13 protein-coding genes are annotated in these 16,377 nt (G+C 63.4%); 5 read left to right on the plus strand and 8 right to left on the minus strand.

Annotated elements, in window-relative coordinates; genetic code table 11:
- The first annotated feature begins 42 nt into the window (after positions 1 to 42).
- The 3 genes from HNO79_RS04905 (at position 43) to HNO79_RS04915 (ending at position 3,302) form a co-directional block, all read left to right on the plus strand.
- Positions 43 to 1,152 carry an HlyD family secretion protein gene (locus HNO79_RS04905; RefSeq protein ID WP_048855656.1) on the plus strand — a complete coding sequence of 370 codons (1,110 nt, stop codon included), beginning with the start codon at positions 43 to 45 and terminating at the stop codon, positions 1,150 to 1,152.
- A complete protein-coding gene (locus HNO79_RS04910; RefSeq protein WP_010512788.1) occupies positions 1,149 to 2,723 on the plus strand; it encodes a DHA2 family efflux MFS transporter permease subunit in 1,575 nt (524 codons plus the stop codon). The genes HNO79_RS04905 and HNO79_RS04910 overlap by 4 nt, the downstream gene beginning before the upstream one ends.
- A gap of 159 nt (positions 2,724 to 2,882) precedes the next feature.
- A complete protein-coding gene (locus tag HNO79_RS04915; RefSeq protein WP_214165021.1) occupies positions 2,883 to 3,302 on the plus strand; it encodes an NUDIX hydrolase in 420 nt (139 codons plus the stop codon).
- Here HNO79_RS04915 and HNO79_RS04920 read toward each other — a convergent pair.
- The 4 genes from HNO79_RS04920 to gpmI form a co-directional block, all read right to left on the minus strand.
- Entirely contained in the window at positions 3,284 to 3,778 is a 495-nt protein-coding gene (locus tag HNO79_RS04920; protein WP_200409623.1) for an RNA pyrophosphohydrolase, read from the minus strand. The genes HNO79_RS04915 and HNO79_RS04920 overlap by 19 nt on opposite strands.
- Positions 3,779 to 3,796: 18 nt before the next feature.
- Positions 3,797 to 5,392, minus strand: a complete 1,596-nt coding sequence (locus HNO79_RS04925) for a S41 family peptidase (protein ID WP_048855660.1) — start codon at positions 5,390 to 5,392, stop codon at positions 3,797 to 3,799.
- 148 nt (positions 5,393 to 5,540) lie between these two features.
- Positions 5,541 to 6,824, minus strand: coding sequence for a murein hydrolase activator EnvC family protein (locus tag HNO79_RS04930; protein WP_110507060.1), 1,284 nt, complete (start codon positions 6,822 to 6,824; stop codon positions 5,541 to 5,543).
- A gap of 71 nt (positions 6,825 to 6,895) precedes the next feature.
- The gene (gene gpmI / locus HNO79_RS04935) at positions 6,896 to 8,449 is read right to left on the minus strand and encodes a 2,3-bisphosphoglycerate-independent phosphoglycerate mutase (protein ID WP_110507061.1); all 1,554 of its coding nucleotides are present in this window, start codon (positions 8,447 to 8,449) and stop codon (positions 6,896 to 6,898) included.
- Between the two features lie 91 nt (positions 8,450 to 8,540).
- Here gpmI and msrB point away from each other — a divergent pair, with 91 nt between their 5' ends.
- Both msrB and upp read left to right on the plus strand, forming a co-directional pair.
- Positions 8,541 to 8,954 carry a peptide-methionine (R)-S-oxide reductase MsrB gene (gene msrB, locus HNO79_RS04940; RefSeq protein WP_010512795.1) on the plus strand — a complete coding sequence of 138 codons (414 nt, stop codon included), beginning with the start codon at positions 8,541 to 8,543 and terminating at the stop codon, positions 8,952 to 8,954.
- Between the two features lie 21 nt (positions 8,955 to 8,975).
- On the plus strand, positions 8,976 to 9,629 hold the full coding sequence (gene upp, locus HNO79_RS04945) for a uracil phosphoribosyltransferase (RefSeq protein ID WP_010512796.1): 654 nt from the start codon (positions 8,976 to 8,978) through the stop codon (positions 9,627 to 9,629).
- Positions 9,630 to 9,794: 165 nt separating this feature from the next.
- Here the strand turns inward: upp and HNO79_RS04950 are convergent, their stop codons facing one another.
- The 4 genes from HNO79_RS04950 to carA all read right to left on the minus strand — a co-directional run bounded on the left by HNO79_RS04950 (position 9,795) and on the right by carA (position 16,271).
- Positions 9,795 to 10,991 carry a threonine ammonia-lyase gene (locus tag HNO79_RS04950; RefSeq protein WP_048855664.1) on the minus strand — a complete coding sequence of 399 codons (1,197 nt, stop codon included), beginning with the start codon at positions 10,989 to 10,991 and terminating at the stop codon, positions 9,795 to 9,797.
- A 12-nt stretch (positions 10,992 to 11,003) separates the two neighbouring features.
- A complete protein-coding gene (greA, locus tag HNO79_RS04955; RefSeq protein WP_029329197.1) occupies positions 11,004 to 11,477 on the minus strand; it encodes a transcription elongation factor GreA in 474 nt (157 codons plus the stop codon).
- Between the two features lie 131 nt (positions 11,478 to 11,608).
- Entirely contained in the window at positions 11,609 to 14,863 is a 3,255-nt protein-coding gene (gene carB, locus HNO79_RS04960; protein WP_010512800.1) for a carbamoyl-phosphate synthase large subunit, read from the minus strand.
- Between the two features lie 10 nt (positions 14,864 to 14,873).
- A complete protein-coding gene (gene carA, locus HNO79_RS04965; RefSeq protein ID WP_048855666.1) occupies positions 14,874 to 16,271 on the minus strand; it encodes a glutamine-hydrolyzing carbamoyl-phosphate synthase small subunit in 1,398 nt (465 codons plus the stop codon).
- Between the last annotated feature and the right edge of the window lie 106 nt (positions 16,272 to 16,377).

The following is a 16,377-nucleotide window of genomic DNA, read 5'->3' on the forward strand; positions in this document are numbered from 1 at the left end:
CAGGATCAGGGGCTGCAATCAAAGTGATGATGAGGGAAGCAGATGGCCGCGGACGAAGGCAAGGCACCTGAAGACGGACAGACCGCACAGGATAAAGGGCACGAACAGGAAAAGGAAAAGGCTTCCCCCCGGCGCAAGGTGATCCTGATCGGCGTTCTGGTGGTGGTGGCCGTTCTGGCCGGGCTGTACTGGTTTCTGCACCGCAATGAAGTCGAGACGGATGACGCCTTTACCGCCGGTCGCGCCGTGGCGGTGGCTCCCCATGTATCCGGCTATGTGACCGAACTGCTGGTGAACGATAACCAGTTCGTTCACCAGGGCGATGTCATTGCCCGCATTGATGACCGCAACTGGCGCGCCCAGCGCGATCAGGCGGCGGCAGCCGTGGATATCGCGCGTGCGCAGGTCCGCAACTACAGCCTGCTGGCGGAAGTGGCGAAAAAGAACTTCCCCGGTCACCTGATGGTGGCGCAGGGCCAGCTGGTGGAAGCGCAGGCCCAGCAGTTCCGCGCGGAAACCGATTATCGCCGCCAGCATGGCGTGACCCGCGAGGCGACATCGCAGCAGAATATCGATTACGCCACTGCGGCCCTCAATGCGGCGAAGGCGAAGGTGCTCGAGGCACAGGGCAACCTTGAAACCGCCCTGCCGGTCATTCCCAATATTTCCAGCACCGAAGCCCGCGTGACCGAACAGCAGGCCCAGCTTGCGCAGGCGGAAGCCAAGCTGCGCGAGGCGGAACTGAACGTGGAATGGACGCAGATCCGCGCCCCGCATGACGGCTGGATTTCACAGCGTAACATCGAACGTGGCACCTATGTCACGGCAGGCCAGACCGTGGTGTCCGTGGTCGAACCCGAAATATGGGTTGTGGCGAACTACAAGGAAACACAGCTGACCCACATGCGCCCGGGCCAGAAGGTGGATATCGCGATCGACGCCTATCCGTTTCTGAAGCTGAAGGGACATGTTGATTCGCTGCAGCTGGGCACGGGGGCGACCTTCAGCGCCTTCCCGCCGGAAAATGCCACGGGCAATTATGTGAAGATCGTGCAGCGCGTGCCGGTCAAGATCCTGATTGATGAAGGGCTGCGACAGGACCTGCCGCTGTCGATCGGCCTGTCGGTTGAACCGACGGTCCACACGGAATGAGCGCGCAGGCAGCATCCACCGGGGCAGCCGATGGCACGAACTGGAAACCGAAACACAATCCATGGCTGATCGCCGTGGTTGTGACGGTGGCCGCCTTCATGGAAATTCTGGATACTACCATCGTCAACGTGGCGCTGCCGCATATCGCGGGGAACCTGTCATCCACGTATGATGATGCGACATGGACGCTGACATCCTACCTGGTGGCGAACGGGATCGTGCTGACGATCTCGGGCTGGCTGGGCAAGCTGTTCGGGCGCAGGCACTACTTCCTGATCTGTATTTCCATGTTTTCGCTGTCGTCGTTCCTGTGCGGCATTTCCACCAGCCTGCCCGAACTGATCCTGTTCCGGCTGATGCAGGGGTTCTTCGGGGGCGGGCTACAGCCCAACCAGCAGTCCATCATCCTTGACACCTTCCCGCCCGACAAACGGGCCGCCGCCTTCGGCCTGACCGCCATCGCCACCGTCGTGGCGCCGGTGCTTGGCCCGTCGCTGGGGGGGTGGATCACCGATAACTATTCCTGGCGGTGGGTGTTCTTCATCAACGTGCCGGTGGGCATGCTGGCCACCATTGCGGTGTCGATCATGGTCGAGGACCCGCCATGGGCGCGCAAGCAGAAGGCACCGCTGGACTTCGTGGGCATCGGTCTGATCACCATTGGCTTCGGCTGCCTGGAAGTGGCGGTTGACCGCGGTGAGGACGAGGACTGGTTCGGTTCGCGTATGATCGTCATCATGGCCATCCTTGCCTTCCTTGGCATTGGGGGCGCGGTTGTCTGGCTGTTGCGGGCGAAAAATCCGGCGGTGGACCTGCGTGTGTTCAAGGACCGCAATTTTGCGGTGGGCACCGGGCTTATGGGCGCGGTGGGGGCGCTGCTGTATTCCTCGGCCATTATCGTGCCGCAGTTTTCGCAGCAGATCATGGGTTATACCGCCACCCTGTCCGGCCTGATCCTGTCGCCCGGCGGCATGGTGGTGATTGTGCTGATCCCACTGGTGGGGATCGGGATGAAATATATCCAGCTGCGCTACATCATCGCGTTCGGCTTCTTCCTCATGGGGGTGTCCATGCTGTGGTCGGCGCAACTGGTACCCGATCTGGATTTCCGCCATCTGGTCCTGTTCCGCATGAGCCAGACCGGTACGATGGCCTTCCTGTTCGTCCCGATTTCCACCATTACCTATGCCACGCTTCCACGCGAACTGAATGCCGATGGGTCGGCCCTATTCAGCATGGCACGTAACGTCCTGGGGTCACTGAGTATTTCGGGGGCCACGGCGCTGGTGACCGAACTGCGTCAGGCGCATCAGAACCAGATGGTCCACTGGATGACGCCCTATCACCAGCCGTTCAACGAATATCTGGCCCATGGTCGCGCGGTGGCCGTCATGCGCGGGTATGCGCAGGGGGCGCTGAATAATGTGGCCATGGGACGGCTGTACAAGGAATTCCAGCGTCAGGTCGCCATCCTGGCCTATAACGAGGTCTTCATGATTCTTGGCATAGGCTGCATGCTTGTCGTACCCTTCTGCTTTCTCATGTCGCCGCTCAAGGGTGGAGATAAGTAACGGAGTGGTTCGGGGTGAGTAATTGATAAATAATAAAAGTTCCTGCTGCTGTTTTTTTTTGGAATCCTTCGAGGGATACTGTCGCTCAGGCAAAAGACAGTACACAGGAACTTTTATCTTTTTACCAATTTTCTGAGGGTAGCAGGGGGATCAGTCGTCATGTCAGGTATCATCCGGGTTGTGTGTGCGGCCATTATCGTGCGCGAACGCCTGCTGGTCGTGCGCAAGCGTGGCACGACGGCCTTCATGCTGCCCGGTGGCAAGCCCGATGCAGGGGAACGTCCCGAACAGGCACTGATACGTGAAATACGCGAGGAACTGGGCTGTGCCCTGACGCCGGGGACGGAACTGTCTGGCGATTTTACCGACGTGGCGGCCAACGAACCCGGTTTTACCGTGCAGGCCCGCATCTGGACCGGGCAGTTGCACGGCACGCCGGATGCCGCGGCCGAAATTGCGGAACTGCGCTGGATCGGGGCAGAGGACATGGCCGGGCTTGACCTTGCCCCCCTGTTGCGGGGCAAAACCATGACCGCCCTCGTGCACGCGGGGCTTATGCCTCAGGCAGCAATGGCGTAAGGGGCGAAATACGCCGCAAGCGTCGTGTAGATGTCTTTCTTGATGCCGACATTCAGCAGCGGCAACTGGGCCAGCGGAACCCATTTCCACATATCGAATTCCGCAGGCATGTGCGTATCCAGCCGGATATCGGAATCCTGACCCGTAAAGCGCAGGGCAAACCACTTCTGCGTCTGGCCCCGGTAACGACCGCCCAGCGCCCTGCCAATCAGGTGCGCGGGCAGGTCGTAGCTGAGCCATTCGGGATAGGTGCCCATGATTTCGGCGGCATTGGTGCCGATTTCCTCATGTAGCTCGCGCAGGACGGCGGTCTGCGGGTCTTCCCCTTCATCTATGCCGCCCTGCGGGCACTGCCACACGCCCTGATCCGGGGGACCGCCCGCGCCGTCCATGTCGGTGCGGCGTGCGACAAGCACCTTGCCCTGTCGGTTGAACAGCAGCGCCCCCACATTGGGACGGTAGGGCAGGTCAGTCATGGCAGGCTTCCGGCTGGATCAGGGGTGGGCGGGTGTGGCGGGCGCCGGTGCCGAAGGGGCGGCAGGCGGTGTCGCCGGGCTTTCCTTTTCCGCCGGGGCGGATGGGGTGGCGGGCGTTGTCGGTGTCGCCGGCGTGCCCGCAGGGGCGGCAGGCGCTGCGGCCTTGGGCGGGACGGATGCGGACGGCACGGCGGTCGCCTGCGTCTTGTCGTCATGGATCGGCGGTTCAGCCGGAACCGGCAGGCCCGCCATGGAGCGGACGACCCGCAGCCCTTCCTGAAGCTGGAAATCGGTCGAGGGCTTTGTCGGATCGAATGTGGGCCAGTTGGCGGGCGGCTGCGCCGGGATGGACTTGGCTATGGCGGGCAGGTCAGTGCGCGAGGGCGGCTGCGCGGTGTTGCCGCCACGGTTCTTGATGATGTGCGCCAGATCCGCTTCGTGGATGCTGTAGCCCGCGTCGTCATGCGCTTCGCGCACGGGGATGTCGGGTATGATGCCCAGCCCCTGGATGGAGCGGCCCGACGGCGTGTAGTAACGCGCCGTGGTCAGGCGGATCGCACCTTCGCCGGGGATGGGCAGGATCGTCTGCACCGATCCCTTGCCAAAGGTTTTTTCACCCAGCAGCACCGCACGCTGGTGATCCTGCAGCGCGCCAGCCACGATTTCACTGGCCGAGGCCGACCCGCCATTGATCAGCACGACAATCGGCAGGCCATTGGTAATGTCGGTGTTATGGGCATCCCAGCGCTGGCTGTCCTGTGGGTGACGCGCGCGGGTGGAGACGATTTCCCCACTGCGGACAAAGTCGGACCCCACGTCGATGGCCTGCGTCAGCAGCCCGCCCGGATCGGACCGCAGGTCGATGACCAGGCCAGCCATTTTGTTATGTGTCTGGGCCTGCAGCTTCTTGTACGCGGCCAGCAGGCCGGACTGCGTTTCCTCGTTGAACTGCGCGATTCGGATATAACCGATATTGTCATACAGCGCGGACTTGATGACCTGCAGCGGGATGATGGCGCGGGTCAGCGTGACGATGACGGGCTTGGGCGCCTTTTCACGGATCAGCGTCAGCGTGATGCGGGTGTCGGGCTTGCCGCGCATCTGGGTCACGACCTGATCCAGCGGCTGACCGTCGATATTCTTGCCGTCGATCGCAACAATGAAATCACCGGGCTTGATGCCCGCGCGGGCGGCGGGCGTGTCGTCAATGGGGGAGACCACACGCACATGCCCGTCCTCGCCCTGTACTTCCAGCCCCAGGCCGCCAAACGATCCCTTGGTCTGGACCTGCAGGTCGGAAAACTGCTTTTCCGTCATGTAGGAACTGTGCGGGTCCAGCCCGCTGAGCATTCCGTTGAGTGAATTGGTGATCAGGTCGCGGGTCGAGACGGGCTCGACATAATTGGCCTTCACTTTTTCCAGTACATAACCGAACAGGAACATGAGCTGTTCGATCTCATGGGGGGAATTGTCATCCTTTGCGACAGCATCCGCCGCATGGGCCATGGGGGCGATATGGTCCCATCCGCTGGCTGAATAACGTGCGATCTGCGGGGCTGCCGCGATCCCTGCAAGAAAGGCGCAACCGATCAGCAAGCCATTACGGAACTTCATGCGTCGTTGTCTCCTGGATGCCCGCCATCATGATCTGGCTGGCCTGCATGTACTCTTCGTGTTGCGTTGTAACGTGATCTTGCCCGTTCGTCACGGGCAGGCAGCATATACCGAACCTGCATGGGGATAAAACCGTCTCGCACCGAAATCACAGATAGGGGGCCGGATTGACGGTGCTGCCCCCGTGGCGCAACTGCACGAACAGGGTGGGCCTGCTGCCGCCACCACTCCATTGCGGCATCTGTCCCACCGCGGCACCATGGCTGACCTGCTGGCCCGCCGCCACCGCGATTTCCCCCAGCCCTGCCAGGACGAAACGGTAATGCTTGCCGCAATCAAGGATCATCATCTGGCCATAGGTGCGGAACGCGCCCGCGAAATCAATACGGCCCGTGCAGGGCGCGCGCACGGTCGCACGTGATGGTGGCGCATAGGTAATGCCCGTTGACGGGCCGCTTTCGGTGGGGTGGCCCCATGCCGTCAGTACCGTGCCCGCCACGGGCGCGCCGGCGCTGGCGCTGGTGGCGGGCGTAATGCCGGGGCCTGCGCCCGTGGCCATTTCATGCGCCTGCCTGCGGGCGGCGGCTGCTGCCTGCATGTTGTGGGCGCGTTCGGCGGCGCGGGCGGCTTCTTCCAGATTTTTTTCCGCCTGTTCTTCCGTCGCCTCGATCCGGGCGATGGCGTCCTGCACGCTGGACGCCCGGCGCGCCGCATCCTCGACGGCCTGTGCCGCGCTGGCGGCGGCGGCGTTGGAGCGCTGCTGCGCCTCCAGCGCCGCATGGGCCGCGCGGTTGACCGTGTCGCGCTGGCTTTCGCGTTCGCTGACGACCTGACGCATCTGCTGCTGCTGCTGGGCCAGTTCGCCGTCCAGTTGCGTAAGCCGGGTGCGGCGGTCATGGATGGCGCGTGTCTGGTTGGCGATATCCCCCATCATGCCATGCACCACCAGCAGCCCGGTAACCGCGCGGTCGGCAGGCAGGGGGACGGCCAGAAGCGTGTCGGCGGGATAAAGCGACAGGCGTTCCGCCAGCGGCAGCAGGGGCGACAGGCGCGCGATCTCGCGGGCAAGCTGCTGGCGCAGGGCGGCCTGTTCGGTGTGCAGGTCGGTAATGCGGCTGTCCAGATCGGCGGCCTGCTGTTCGGTGCGCTGAAGGCGGGCGGTCGCGTCGACCGTGGCGGCGGACAGGCTGGCGGCTTTCTGCGCATCCTGACGGGCCTGTTCGCGGGCTTCCTGTTCCACCTTGCGGCGTTCTTCCAGATCGTGCGCCTGCTGCTGCTGGCGCGCGATCAGGTTTTCACGCGCGCTCCGCGCGGCTTCCAGCTGCTGGCGTATGCGCTGTTCGCGCGCGGTGGGCACATGGGTGGCGGTATGGGCGGGTGTCGTCGCGGCTGGCGTATGGAGCGTGGACGCACCCCATGCCGCTGTCGCCATGCAGCAGGCCAGAACGGCCCCGCAGGCGACCCGGCCACGCCAGCGGGTCGTCAGGATCAGGAGGCCGGATGTCAGGATGGCGTGGCCCCATCCAGCAGGGAGCGGCCGGTCATGGCCGCAGGCTGGGGCAGGCCCATAAGCTGCAACAGCGTGGGCGCAAGGTCGGCCAGGCGACCGTCATGCAGTGCCGCCCCCTTCACCCCGGTCAGGACGACCGGTACCACATTGAGTGTATGGGCCGTGTGCGGGCCGTTGGTTTCGGGGTCGAACATGGTTTCGGCATTGCCGTGATCTGCCGTGACCAGCAGCGCGCCGCCCATATGGTGAATGGCGTCCGCAATGCGGCCCAGCCCGTGGTCCACGGCCTCGACCGCCTTGATCGCGGCCGACAGCACGCCAGTATGGCCCACCATGTCGGCATTGGCGAAGTTCAGCACGATCAGGTCGTATTTACCGCTTTTTATGGCCTCGACCGCGCGGTCGGTCAGTTCCGGCGCGGACATTTCGGGCTGCAGGTCATAGGTCGCGACCTTGGGGGAGGGAACCATCACCCGATCCTCGCCCGGCAGTTCGCCTTCGCGTCCGCCATTGAGGAAATAAGTGACGTGGGGATATTTCTCGGTCTCGGCCATGCGGATCTGCTTCAGGCCGGCGGCCGATACCACATCGCCCAGCAGGTCATGCAGTTCCTGCGGCGGGAACAGCACGGTTATCAGTTCCGCCAGCCGGTCGCTGTAGCGTGTCATGCCGGTCACGGCGGCAAGGTTGACCAGCCTGGTGCGCCGGAAGCCTTCGAAATTCGGTTCCAGCAGGGCATCGAGCAGCTGCCGGATACGATCGGCGCGGAAATTGAAGCTGAGCACGCCATCCCCGTCGCGCATGCCGCCATATTCCCCGATCACGGTAGGGATTACGAATTCATCCGTTATGCCTGCTTCATAGGCGCGGTCCAGTACCTCCAGCGCGTCGCCCGCCCGCGGACCCGCCCCCGCGACAATGGCATTGTAGGTTTTTTCCACCCGGTCCCAGCGGCGGTCACGGTCCATGGCGTAATACCGGCCGGATACGGTGCCGATACGCACGCCATCGGGCAAGGCGGACAGCACATGGCTGACATAGCCATGCCCGGACTGCGGGGCGGTGTCCCGACCGTCGGTAAAGATATGGAATGTCACGGGCACACCGGCTTCGCGCACGATGCGGGCAAGGGCTATGGCATGGTCCTGATGGGCATGGACCCCGCCGGGGGAGACAAGGCCGAGCAGATGGCAGGTGCCACCGCTTTTTTTCAGCGCGGCAATGAAATCCTGCATGACCGCGCCACGTGCGACCGACCCGTCCGCAAGGCCGGTAGAAATGCGCGGCAGTTCCTGCATCACCACCCGGCCCGCGCCGATATTCAGGTGACCGACCTCGGAATTGCCCATCTGCCCTTGCGGCAGGCCGACGTCCTCCCCACAGGTTTTTAGGAAGGCATGCGGCCCCGCCTGCCACAGCCTGTCGAATGTGGGGGTATGGGCGGACCGGACGGCGTTGTCCGCCGGGTCCTCGCGCCAGCCGAAGCCATCAAGGATGGCCAGCATGACGGGACGGGGTGCCTTGTGTGCGCGTGCCTGGTCGTTCATGGGTTATTGTCTCCCTGTTTTATTTTGGGTGGCATGATGCCCTAAAAAAAGCAGGCATGAAATGCCTGTCTGCCGGAGGAAGGAAATCGTCATGACCGATACCGCCAACACCAGTGGGGCGCAGTGTGGCTGCCTGACCCCGGAACAGCTGCGCATCTTGCGCGAACACGGGACCGAGCGCCCCGGTTCCAGCCCGCTGAACAATGAAAAGCGTGCCGGAGAATATCGTTGCGCGGGATGCGGGACGCCGCTGTTCCGTTCCGGTGCGAAATACGAAAGCGGAAGTGGGTGGCCCTCATTTTTTGAGGCGATTCCGGGTGCCGTGGGCACCACGACCGACACCAGCCACGGCATGACCCGGACGGAAGTGCATTGCGGCCACTGCCATGGCCATCTGGGTCATGTGTTTCCCGACGGGCCGCCGCCGACCGGTCTGCGCTATTGCATGAACGGACTGGCATTGACTTTCGTCCCGCGTGATGGCGCTACCTTATCACGGAAATGAAATGGCATTGAAGGAACAGATATGACCCAGGCATCCGCCACGCATGATGATGACGTGATTGTCGTCAGCCACCCGCTGGTGCAGCACAAGCTGACACTCATGCGCGAACGCCAGACCTCGACCGGTGAATTCCGGAACCTTGCGCGCGAACTCAGCCTGCTGATCGGGTATGAGGCTATGCGGGACCTGCCGCTGGAACCCGTGGAAATCGACACCCCCATGGAGCGCATGCAGGCATGGCGGCTTGCGGGCAAGAAGCTGTGCCTGATTTCCATCCTCCGGGCGGGAAACGGTATTCTTGACGGGCTGCTGGATCTGGTGCCTTCGGCACGGATCGGCCATGTCGGGCTGTACCGTGACCCTGAAACGCTGGAACCGGTCGAATATTATCTGAAGCTGCCTGATGATGTCGGCAACCGCATCTGCCTGGTGGTCGACCCCATGCTGGCGACGGGACACAGCGCCGTTGCTGCAATCGACCGGCTGAAGCAGGCGGGCTGCGCGCGCATGGTCTTTGTCTGCCTGCTGGCATCCCCCGAAGGGATCGCGTGCCTGCGCAAGGCCCACCCGGATGTGCGCATCGTGACCTGCGCCATTGACCGGGGACTGGATGAACATGGTTATATTCGTCCCGGCCTTGGGGATGCGGGCGACCGTCTGTTCGGGACAAAATAATAAAAGTTTTTGGTAAAGCTTTTTTTCAAAAGCATTTAAAGAATGCCGCTCTTTAAAAAAGCCGATACCCGAAAACGTTTAATTGTCTGTCAAATTCAAAAAACCTGCGGGGGTATATGCCCCGCAGGTTTTTTTATGTCGTGGTATTTCCCTGAACCCGCAGATTCAGGCGCGGCGCACGATATAGGTCTTGGCCAGTTCCGCTTCCAGCGCGCGGGCATGGTCGGGATCACGGGCCTCGATCATGACTTCAAGCTCGGCGGCCTGCACGCTGGGCGTCGTGAACAGGCGCTGGTGCGAGACCTCGATGATGTTGCCGCCTTCATCGCTGATCTTGCGCGAAATATCGGCCAGCACGCCGGGGCGGTCGGGTATTTCCATTTTCAGGCACAGAAGCCGCCCGTCACGCAGCAGCGAACGCAGCAGCGTATTGGCCAGAATGCGGCTGTCGATATTGCCACCCGTCACCGGCAGCGCCACCCGCTTGCCACGGAACAGTTCGGGGTAGGTCAGCACGGCGGCAAGGGCTGTTGCGCCCGCGCCCTCGCTGACCTGCTTGGCCCCTTCCGCCAGCATGGTGATCGCGGTCTCGATCGCACTTTCGGGCACGACCAGCACATTCGATACCAGTTCGCGAATGACTTCCAGCGGCTGCCGACCGATCTGCAGCACCGCGATGCCCTCGGCGATGGTGGCCCCGCCCGGCGGCAGTACCTCATCACCCGGGAAACCGGCGAGGGAGGAATAGTTTTCCACCTGCACGCCCACGATATCCATGTCGGGCTGCAGCGCACGCCCCGCGACCGCGCAGCCCGACAGCAGGCCGCCACCGCCAATGGGGCAGACGAAGGTATCCAGCGGCCCTGCATCCTCGAACAGTTCAAGGGCAAAGGTGCCCTGTCCAGCCATGACTTCGGGATCGTCATACGGGTGGACGAACACCCGCCCCTCGCGCTGGCACAGCATGTTGGCGTGGGCCGTCGCCTCGGCGAAGTTGTCACCTTCCAGCACCACGGTCGCCCCCCATGCGGCGGTGCGCGTGACCTTGGCCACGGGCGTGAAGCGCGGCATGACGATCACCGCGTCAATACCCAGCAGGGAAGCATGACGGGCAACGCCCTGTGCATGGTTGCCGGCCGAAACGGTAATGACGCCCCGTTCACGTTCGCGCGGGGTCAGCAGGGCCAGCTTGTTGGCGGCCCCGCGTTCCTTGAATGAACCGACAGCCTGCAGGTTATCGAGCTTGAGCACGATATCCGCGCCGGTCGCGCGTGAAAGTGTCTGGCACGGCACGGTGGGCGTATGCAGCACGCGCCCCTTTATCCGCTGTGCGGCGGCGGTGATGTCTTCAAGCGTGATCACGGTCGGGTGCGCCTAGCGGTAGATGACTTCCAGGATTTCGTACGTCCGGTCGCCGCCGGGGGCGGGGACGGACACGGTGTCACCAATGCTTTTGCCGATCAGTGATTTGGCAAGCGGCGAGGAAATGGACAGAAGCCCCTGCTTGATGTCGGCTTCGTACACGCCCACGATCTGGTAGGTCGCTTCCTTGTCGGTTTCTTCATCCACCAGTTTGACGCGTGCGCCGAATTTTACCTGGTCGCCTGACAGGGAGGCAGGGTCGATCACTTCGGCGGAGGAGACGATTTCCTCCAGTTCCTGAATGCGGCCTTCGGTAAAGGACTGGCGTTCGCGGGCTGCGTGGTATTCCGCGTTTTCCGAAAGATCGCCATGGCTCCGCGCTTCGGCGATCGCGCGAATGATCGCGGGGCGTTCTTCACTCTTGAGCTTGCGCAGTTCGTCTTCAAGCCGTTCCAGGCCGGGGCCTGTCATCGGAAATTTCTGCAAGGTTTGTCCCCGAGGTGAAGGTCAGTTTCCACAACTGACTGTTGGTTGCCGTCTCCGGGCCCATCGCACCAATGCAACGCGGGTGGCCGCCGGTTTTGGGACCGGTGGCCACCCGTTTTGGTACGATACGCTCAGAATGATCCCTTAAAATAGGATTGAAGGGGCGCGACTTCAAGAACCCCCTCGCGCATGGCCGCAATGGCATGGGTCGCGGCGCGCGCGCCCGCGATGGTGGTGTAATGCGGAATGCCATGCGTCAGCGCGGAGCGGCGGATGTCGAAGCTGTCGCTGACGGCCTGCGCACCCTGTGCGGTGTTGATGACCATCTGGACATCGCCCGAGCGGATGGCGTCGACACAGTTCGGGCGGCCTTCCAGCACCTTGTTCACCACATCCACGTTCACGCCCGCTTCACGCAGGCACTTTGCCGTGCCGCGTGTCGCCACGATGCGGAAACCCATGTCCGACAGCAGGCGGCCAATGGACTTGACCGCGGGCTTGTCGCTGTCGCGCACCGACAGGAACACCGTACCCGACAGCGGCAGCTTCACGCCTGCGGCAAGCTGTGACTTGGCAAAGGCGCGTTCGAACGAGGCGTCGAGGCCCATGACCTCGCCGGTGGAGCGCATTTCCGGGCCGAGGATCGTATCGACATCGGGGAAGCGGTTGAACGGGAAGACCGCCTCCTTCACCGCCACATGCGGGGCGACAGCGCGGTCGTCCAGGCGGAATTCGCCCAGCTTCGCGCCCGCCATGACACGCGCGCCGATCTTGGCGACCGGAACCCCCGTGGCCTTGGCCACGAACGGCACGGTGCGCGAGGCGCGCGGGTTGACTTCCAGCACGAAGATTTCCTGCCCCTTGATCGCGTACTGCACGTTCATCAGGCCGACAATGCCCAGTTCGCGGGCCATGGCCTCGGTCTGGCTTTTCAGTTCGGTCACGATGGCGGGCGACAGGGTGTAGGGCGGCAGCGAACATGCGCTGTCACCGGAATGGATGCCCGCTTCCTCGATATGTTCCATGACGCCGGCGACATACACCTCGCTGCCATCGGCGATGCAGTCCACATCCGCCTCGATCGCATCGTTCAGGTAATGGTCGATCAGCACGGGACCATTGGCCACTTCCGCACCCGCCAGTTGCAGTGCCACGCGCATGTAGCGCTGCAGGCTGGCGCGGTCATGCACGATTTCCATCGCGCGTCCGCCCAGCACGTAGGACGGGCGGACCACCACGGGGTAGCCAATCTTTTCTGCCACGGCCTCGGCTTCCGCCGGGCTGCGGGCGATGCCGTTGGCGGGCTGGCGCAGGCCCAGCCTGTGCAGCATGGCCTGGAAGCGTTCGCGGTCCTCGGCCCGGTCGATCGCGTCCGCCGGTGTGCCCAGCAGCGGGATGCCGGCGGCTTCCAGCGCGCGGGACAGCTTGAGCGGGGTCTGCCCGCCATACTGGACAATGCAGCCCAGCACGGTGCCGTTTTCCTGTTCGCGACGGATCAGGGCGATCACGTCTTCGCCCGTCAGCGGTTCGAAATACAGGCGGTCCGACGTGTCGTAGTCGGTCGAGACGGTTTCGGGGTTGCAGTTGACCATGATCGTCTCGAACCCGGCCTCGCGCAGGGCGTAGGCGGCATGGACGCAGCAGTAGTCGAACTCGATCCCCTGTCCGATGCGGTTTGGCCCGCCGCCAAGGATGACGATCTTCTTACGATCGGTTGGGCGGCTTTCGCATTCCGGCACGCCATATCCGCCTTCATAGGACGAATACATGTACGGCGTGGGGGATGCGAACTCGCCCGCACAGGTATCGATGCGCTTGTAAACCGGCAGCACGCCCCGGTTTTCGCGCAGCTTCGCGATTTCGTCCGCATTGGTGCCCGACAGGCGCGCAAGCTGGATATCGGAAAAGCCCATTGCCTTGAGTGTGCGCAGGCTGTCGGCATCTTCCGGCAGGCCATCACGCACCACAGCGTGTTCGGCCGCAACGATCTTGGCCAGTTCGCGCAGGAACCACGGCTCGAAGCGGCAGGCGTCATGGATGTCTTCCACGCTCAGCCCCGCGCGCAGGGCCTGCGCCGCCATCAGGATGCGTTCGGGGCGCGGCTGCGACAGGGCGGCGCGGAAGGCGTCGGGGCCGCCATCGCCCGGTGCTTCCACCGGGTCCAGCCCCGCCAGCCCGATTTCCATTGACCGCAGGCCCTTCTGCAGCGCCTCGGGGAAGGAACGGCCAATGGCCATCGCCTCGCCGACTGACTTCATGCTGGTGGACAGCAGGGCAGGGGTGCCGGGGAATTTCTCGAACGTAAACCGGGGGATCTTGACCACGACGTAGTCAATCGTCGGCTCGAACGACGCGGGCGTGCTGCCGGTAATGTCGTTGGTCAGTTCATCCAGCGTGTAGCCCACCGCCAGCTTGGCCGCGACCTTCGCGATCGGGAAGCCTGTCGCCTTGGATGCAAGGGCGGAGGACCGCGATACGCGCGGGTTCATTTCGATCACGACAACACGGCCATCGACGGGATTGATGCCGAACTGCACGTTCGACCCGCCGGTTTCCACGCCAATCTTGCGCAGGCATGCCAGCGACATGTCACGCAGGCGCTGGTATTCCTTGTCCGTCAGCGTCAGCGCGGGGGCAACGGTGATGGAATCGCCGGTATGCACGCCCATCGGGTCGATGTTTTCAATGGAGCAGATGATGATGCAGTTGTCGGCGCTGTCGCGCACGACTTCCATCTCGTACTCCTTCCAGCCCAGCACGGATTCCTCGATCAGGACTTCCGTGGTGGGGGAGGCATCCAGCCCGGAGGAGACGATGCGGTCGAATTCCTCCCTGTTATAGGCGATGCCACCACCCGATCCACCCATGGTGAATGACGGGCGGATGACCGCGGGCAGGCCGACGGTGGCCAGCGCGCTGCGCGCGTCTTCCAGCGAATGGGCGATCAGGCTGCGCGGGCTTTCGATGCCGATTTCATCCATCGCCTCGCGGAATTTCTGCCGGTCCTCGGCACGGTCGATCACTTCGGCATTGGCGCCGATCAGTTCGACATTGTGCTTTTTCAGGAACCCCGACTTGTCCAGCGCCATGGCCGTGTTCAGCGCGGTCTGGCCGCCCATGGTGGGCAACACGGCGTCGGGCTTTTCACGCAGTATGATGCGTTCGACGAATTCCGGGGTGATCGGTTCGATATAGGTCGCGTCCGCCAGCCCCGGATCGGTCATGATCGTGGCGGGGTTGGAGTTGACCAGAATGACGCGGTAGCCCTCTTCCTTCAGCGCCTTGCACGCCTGTGCGCCGGAATAATCGAATTCGCACGCCTGGCCGATAACGATCGGGCCGGCGCCGATGATCAGGATGGAGCGTATGTCTGTCCGTTTTGGCATGGGTCGGCTTTCACGCGGTCTTGGTTGTGGTGTCGATCAGATCGACAAAACGGCGGAACAGGTAATGGCTGTCGGACGGGCCGGGGCTGGCTTCGGGGTGGTACTGCACCGAAAATGCCGGGTAACGGCTGGTGGCGATGCCTTCATTCGATCCGTCAAACAGGCTGGTATGGGTGGCGCGCACGTCATCGGGCAGGGATTTGTCATCCACCGCAAAGCCATGGTTCTGGCTGGTGATTTCCACCTTGCCCGTCGCCAGATCCTTGACCGGCTGGTTGGCGCCGCGGTGGCCGCGCGCCAGCTTGTAGGTCGTGGCCCCCAGCGCCAGCGCCAGAAGCTGATGACCGAGGCAGATGCCGAATACCGGCTTGCCCGCTTCCAGTACGCCGCGGATGGCAGGGACCGCGTATTTCGCCGTCGCCGCCGGATCACCCGGCCCGTTGGACAGGAACACGCCCGCGGGGTCGAGGGCGAGGATCTCCTCCGCCGTCGTCGTGGCGGGCACCACCGTCACGTCGCAGCCGGCGGTGGCAAGGCAGCGCAGGATGTTGCGCTTGGCCCCGTAATCGACCGCAACCACCTTCCGGCGCTTTTCAGGCAGTGCGGCGGTGCCGTGCGGCCACTGCCACACGCCTTCGGCCCATGAATAGGCCTTGGCGCAGGTGACTTCGCCCGCAAGGTCCATGCCCTCCAGCCCGGGCCATGCGCGTACCTGCGCCAGCAGGGCAGGAATGTCGAACTTCCCGTCGGCGGGGTAGGCCACGATGGCCGTCTGCGGGCCGCCTTCGCGGATGCGGCGCGTAATCGCACGGGTGTCGATGCCGCATATGCCCGGGACGCCCTGTGCCTTCAGCCATGCATCCAGCGATTCGGTCGAACGCCAGTTGGCCGGCGCGGTCAGGTCTTCCTTGACCACCAGCGCGCGGGCATGCACGCGTGCGGCCTCATCATCTTCCGGCGTGGTGCCGGTATTGCCGATATGGGGAAAGGTGAAGGTGATGATCTGCCCCGCGAAGGACGGGTCGGTCAGCGTTTCCTGGTACCCGGTCATGCCGGTGGAAAAGCAGATTTCGCCCAGTGCGCGGTCCGTGCCGTACGCGCCGAATCCGCGCCCCCACAGAATGGTGCCATCCGCCAGGATCAGGGCGGCTGTCGCGGCTTCGGGCCTGTCGGCCGGTGCGATCGGGTTTGACGTGCTCATCATGGGCTCCGGTCGGTCGGATTCTGTGTCGGGTTGCAGGTCGGACAGTGACAGTCCGGTCGCGCGCAGCACGGTGGTCCAGTGCTTGGGCGGAATGGCGCGGGCCTGCCGCCATTTGCGAATGGCCTCGGTGCTGACGCCTGTCAGCCGGGCTGCCTGTTCGGCGCCGCCAAGGCGTTCGATAATACTTTCTATCGTCATCGGCATTGGATGATGTCCCTTCCGGGAGTATTGCCTAACAGCGTCTCTGGTAATTGGGAAGAAAATTCCCACATGCCGATCAAATGAGATGATGGGAAAATTATTCCCGGCA

It is taken from the genome of Komagataeibacter oboediens (genome assembly GCF_018491655.1).
GTDB classification, from domain to species: domain Bacteria; phylum Pseudomonadota; class Alphaproteobacteria; order Acetobacterales; family Acetobacteraceae; genus Komagataeibacter; species Komagataeibacter oboediens.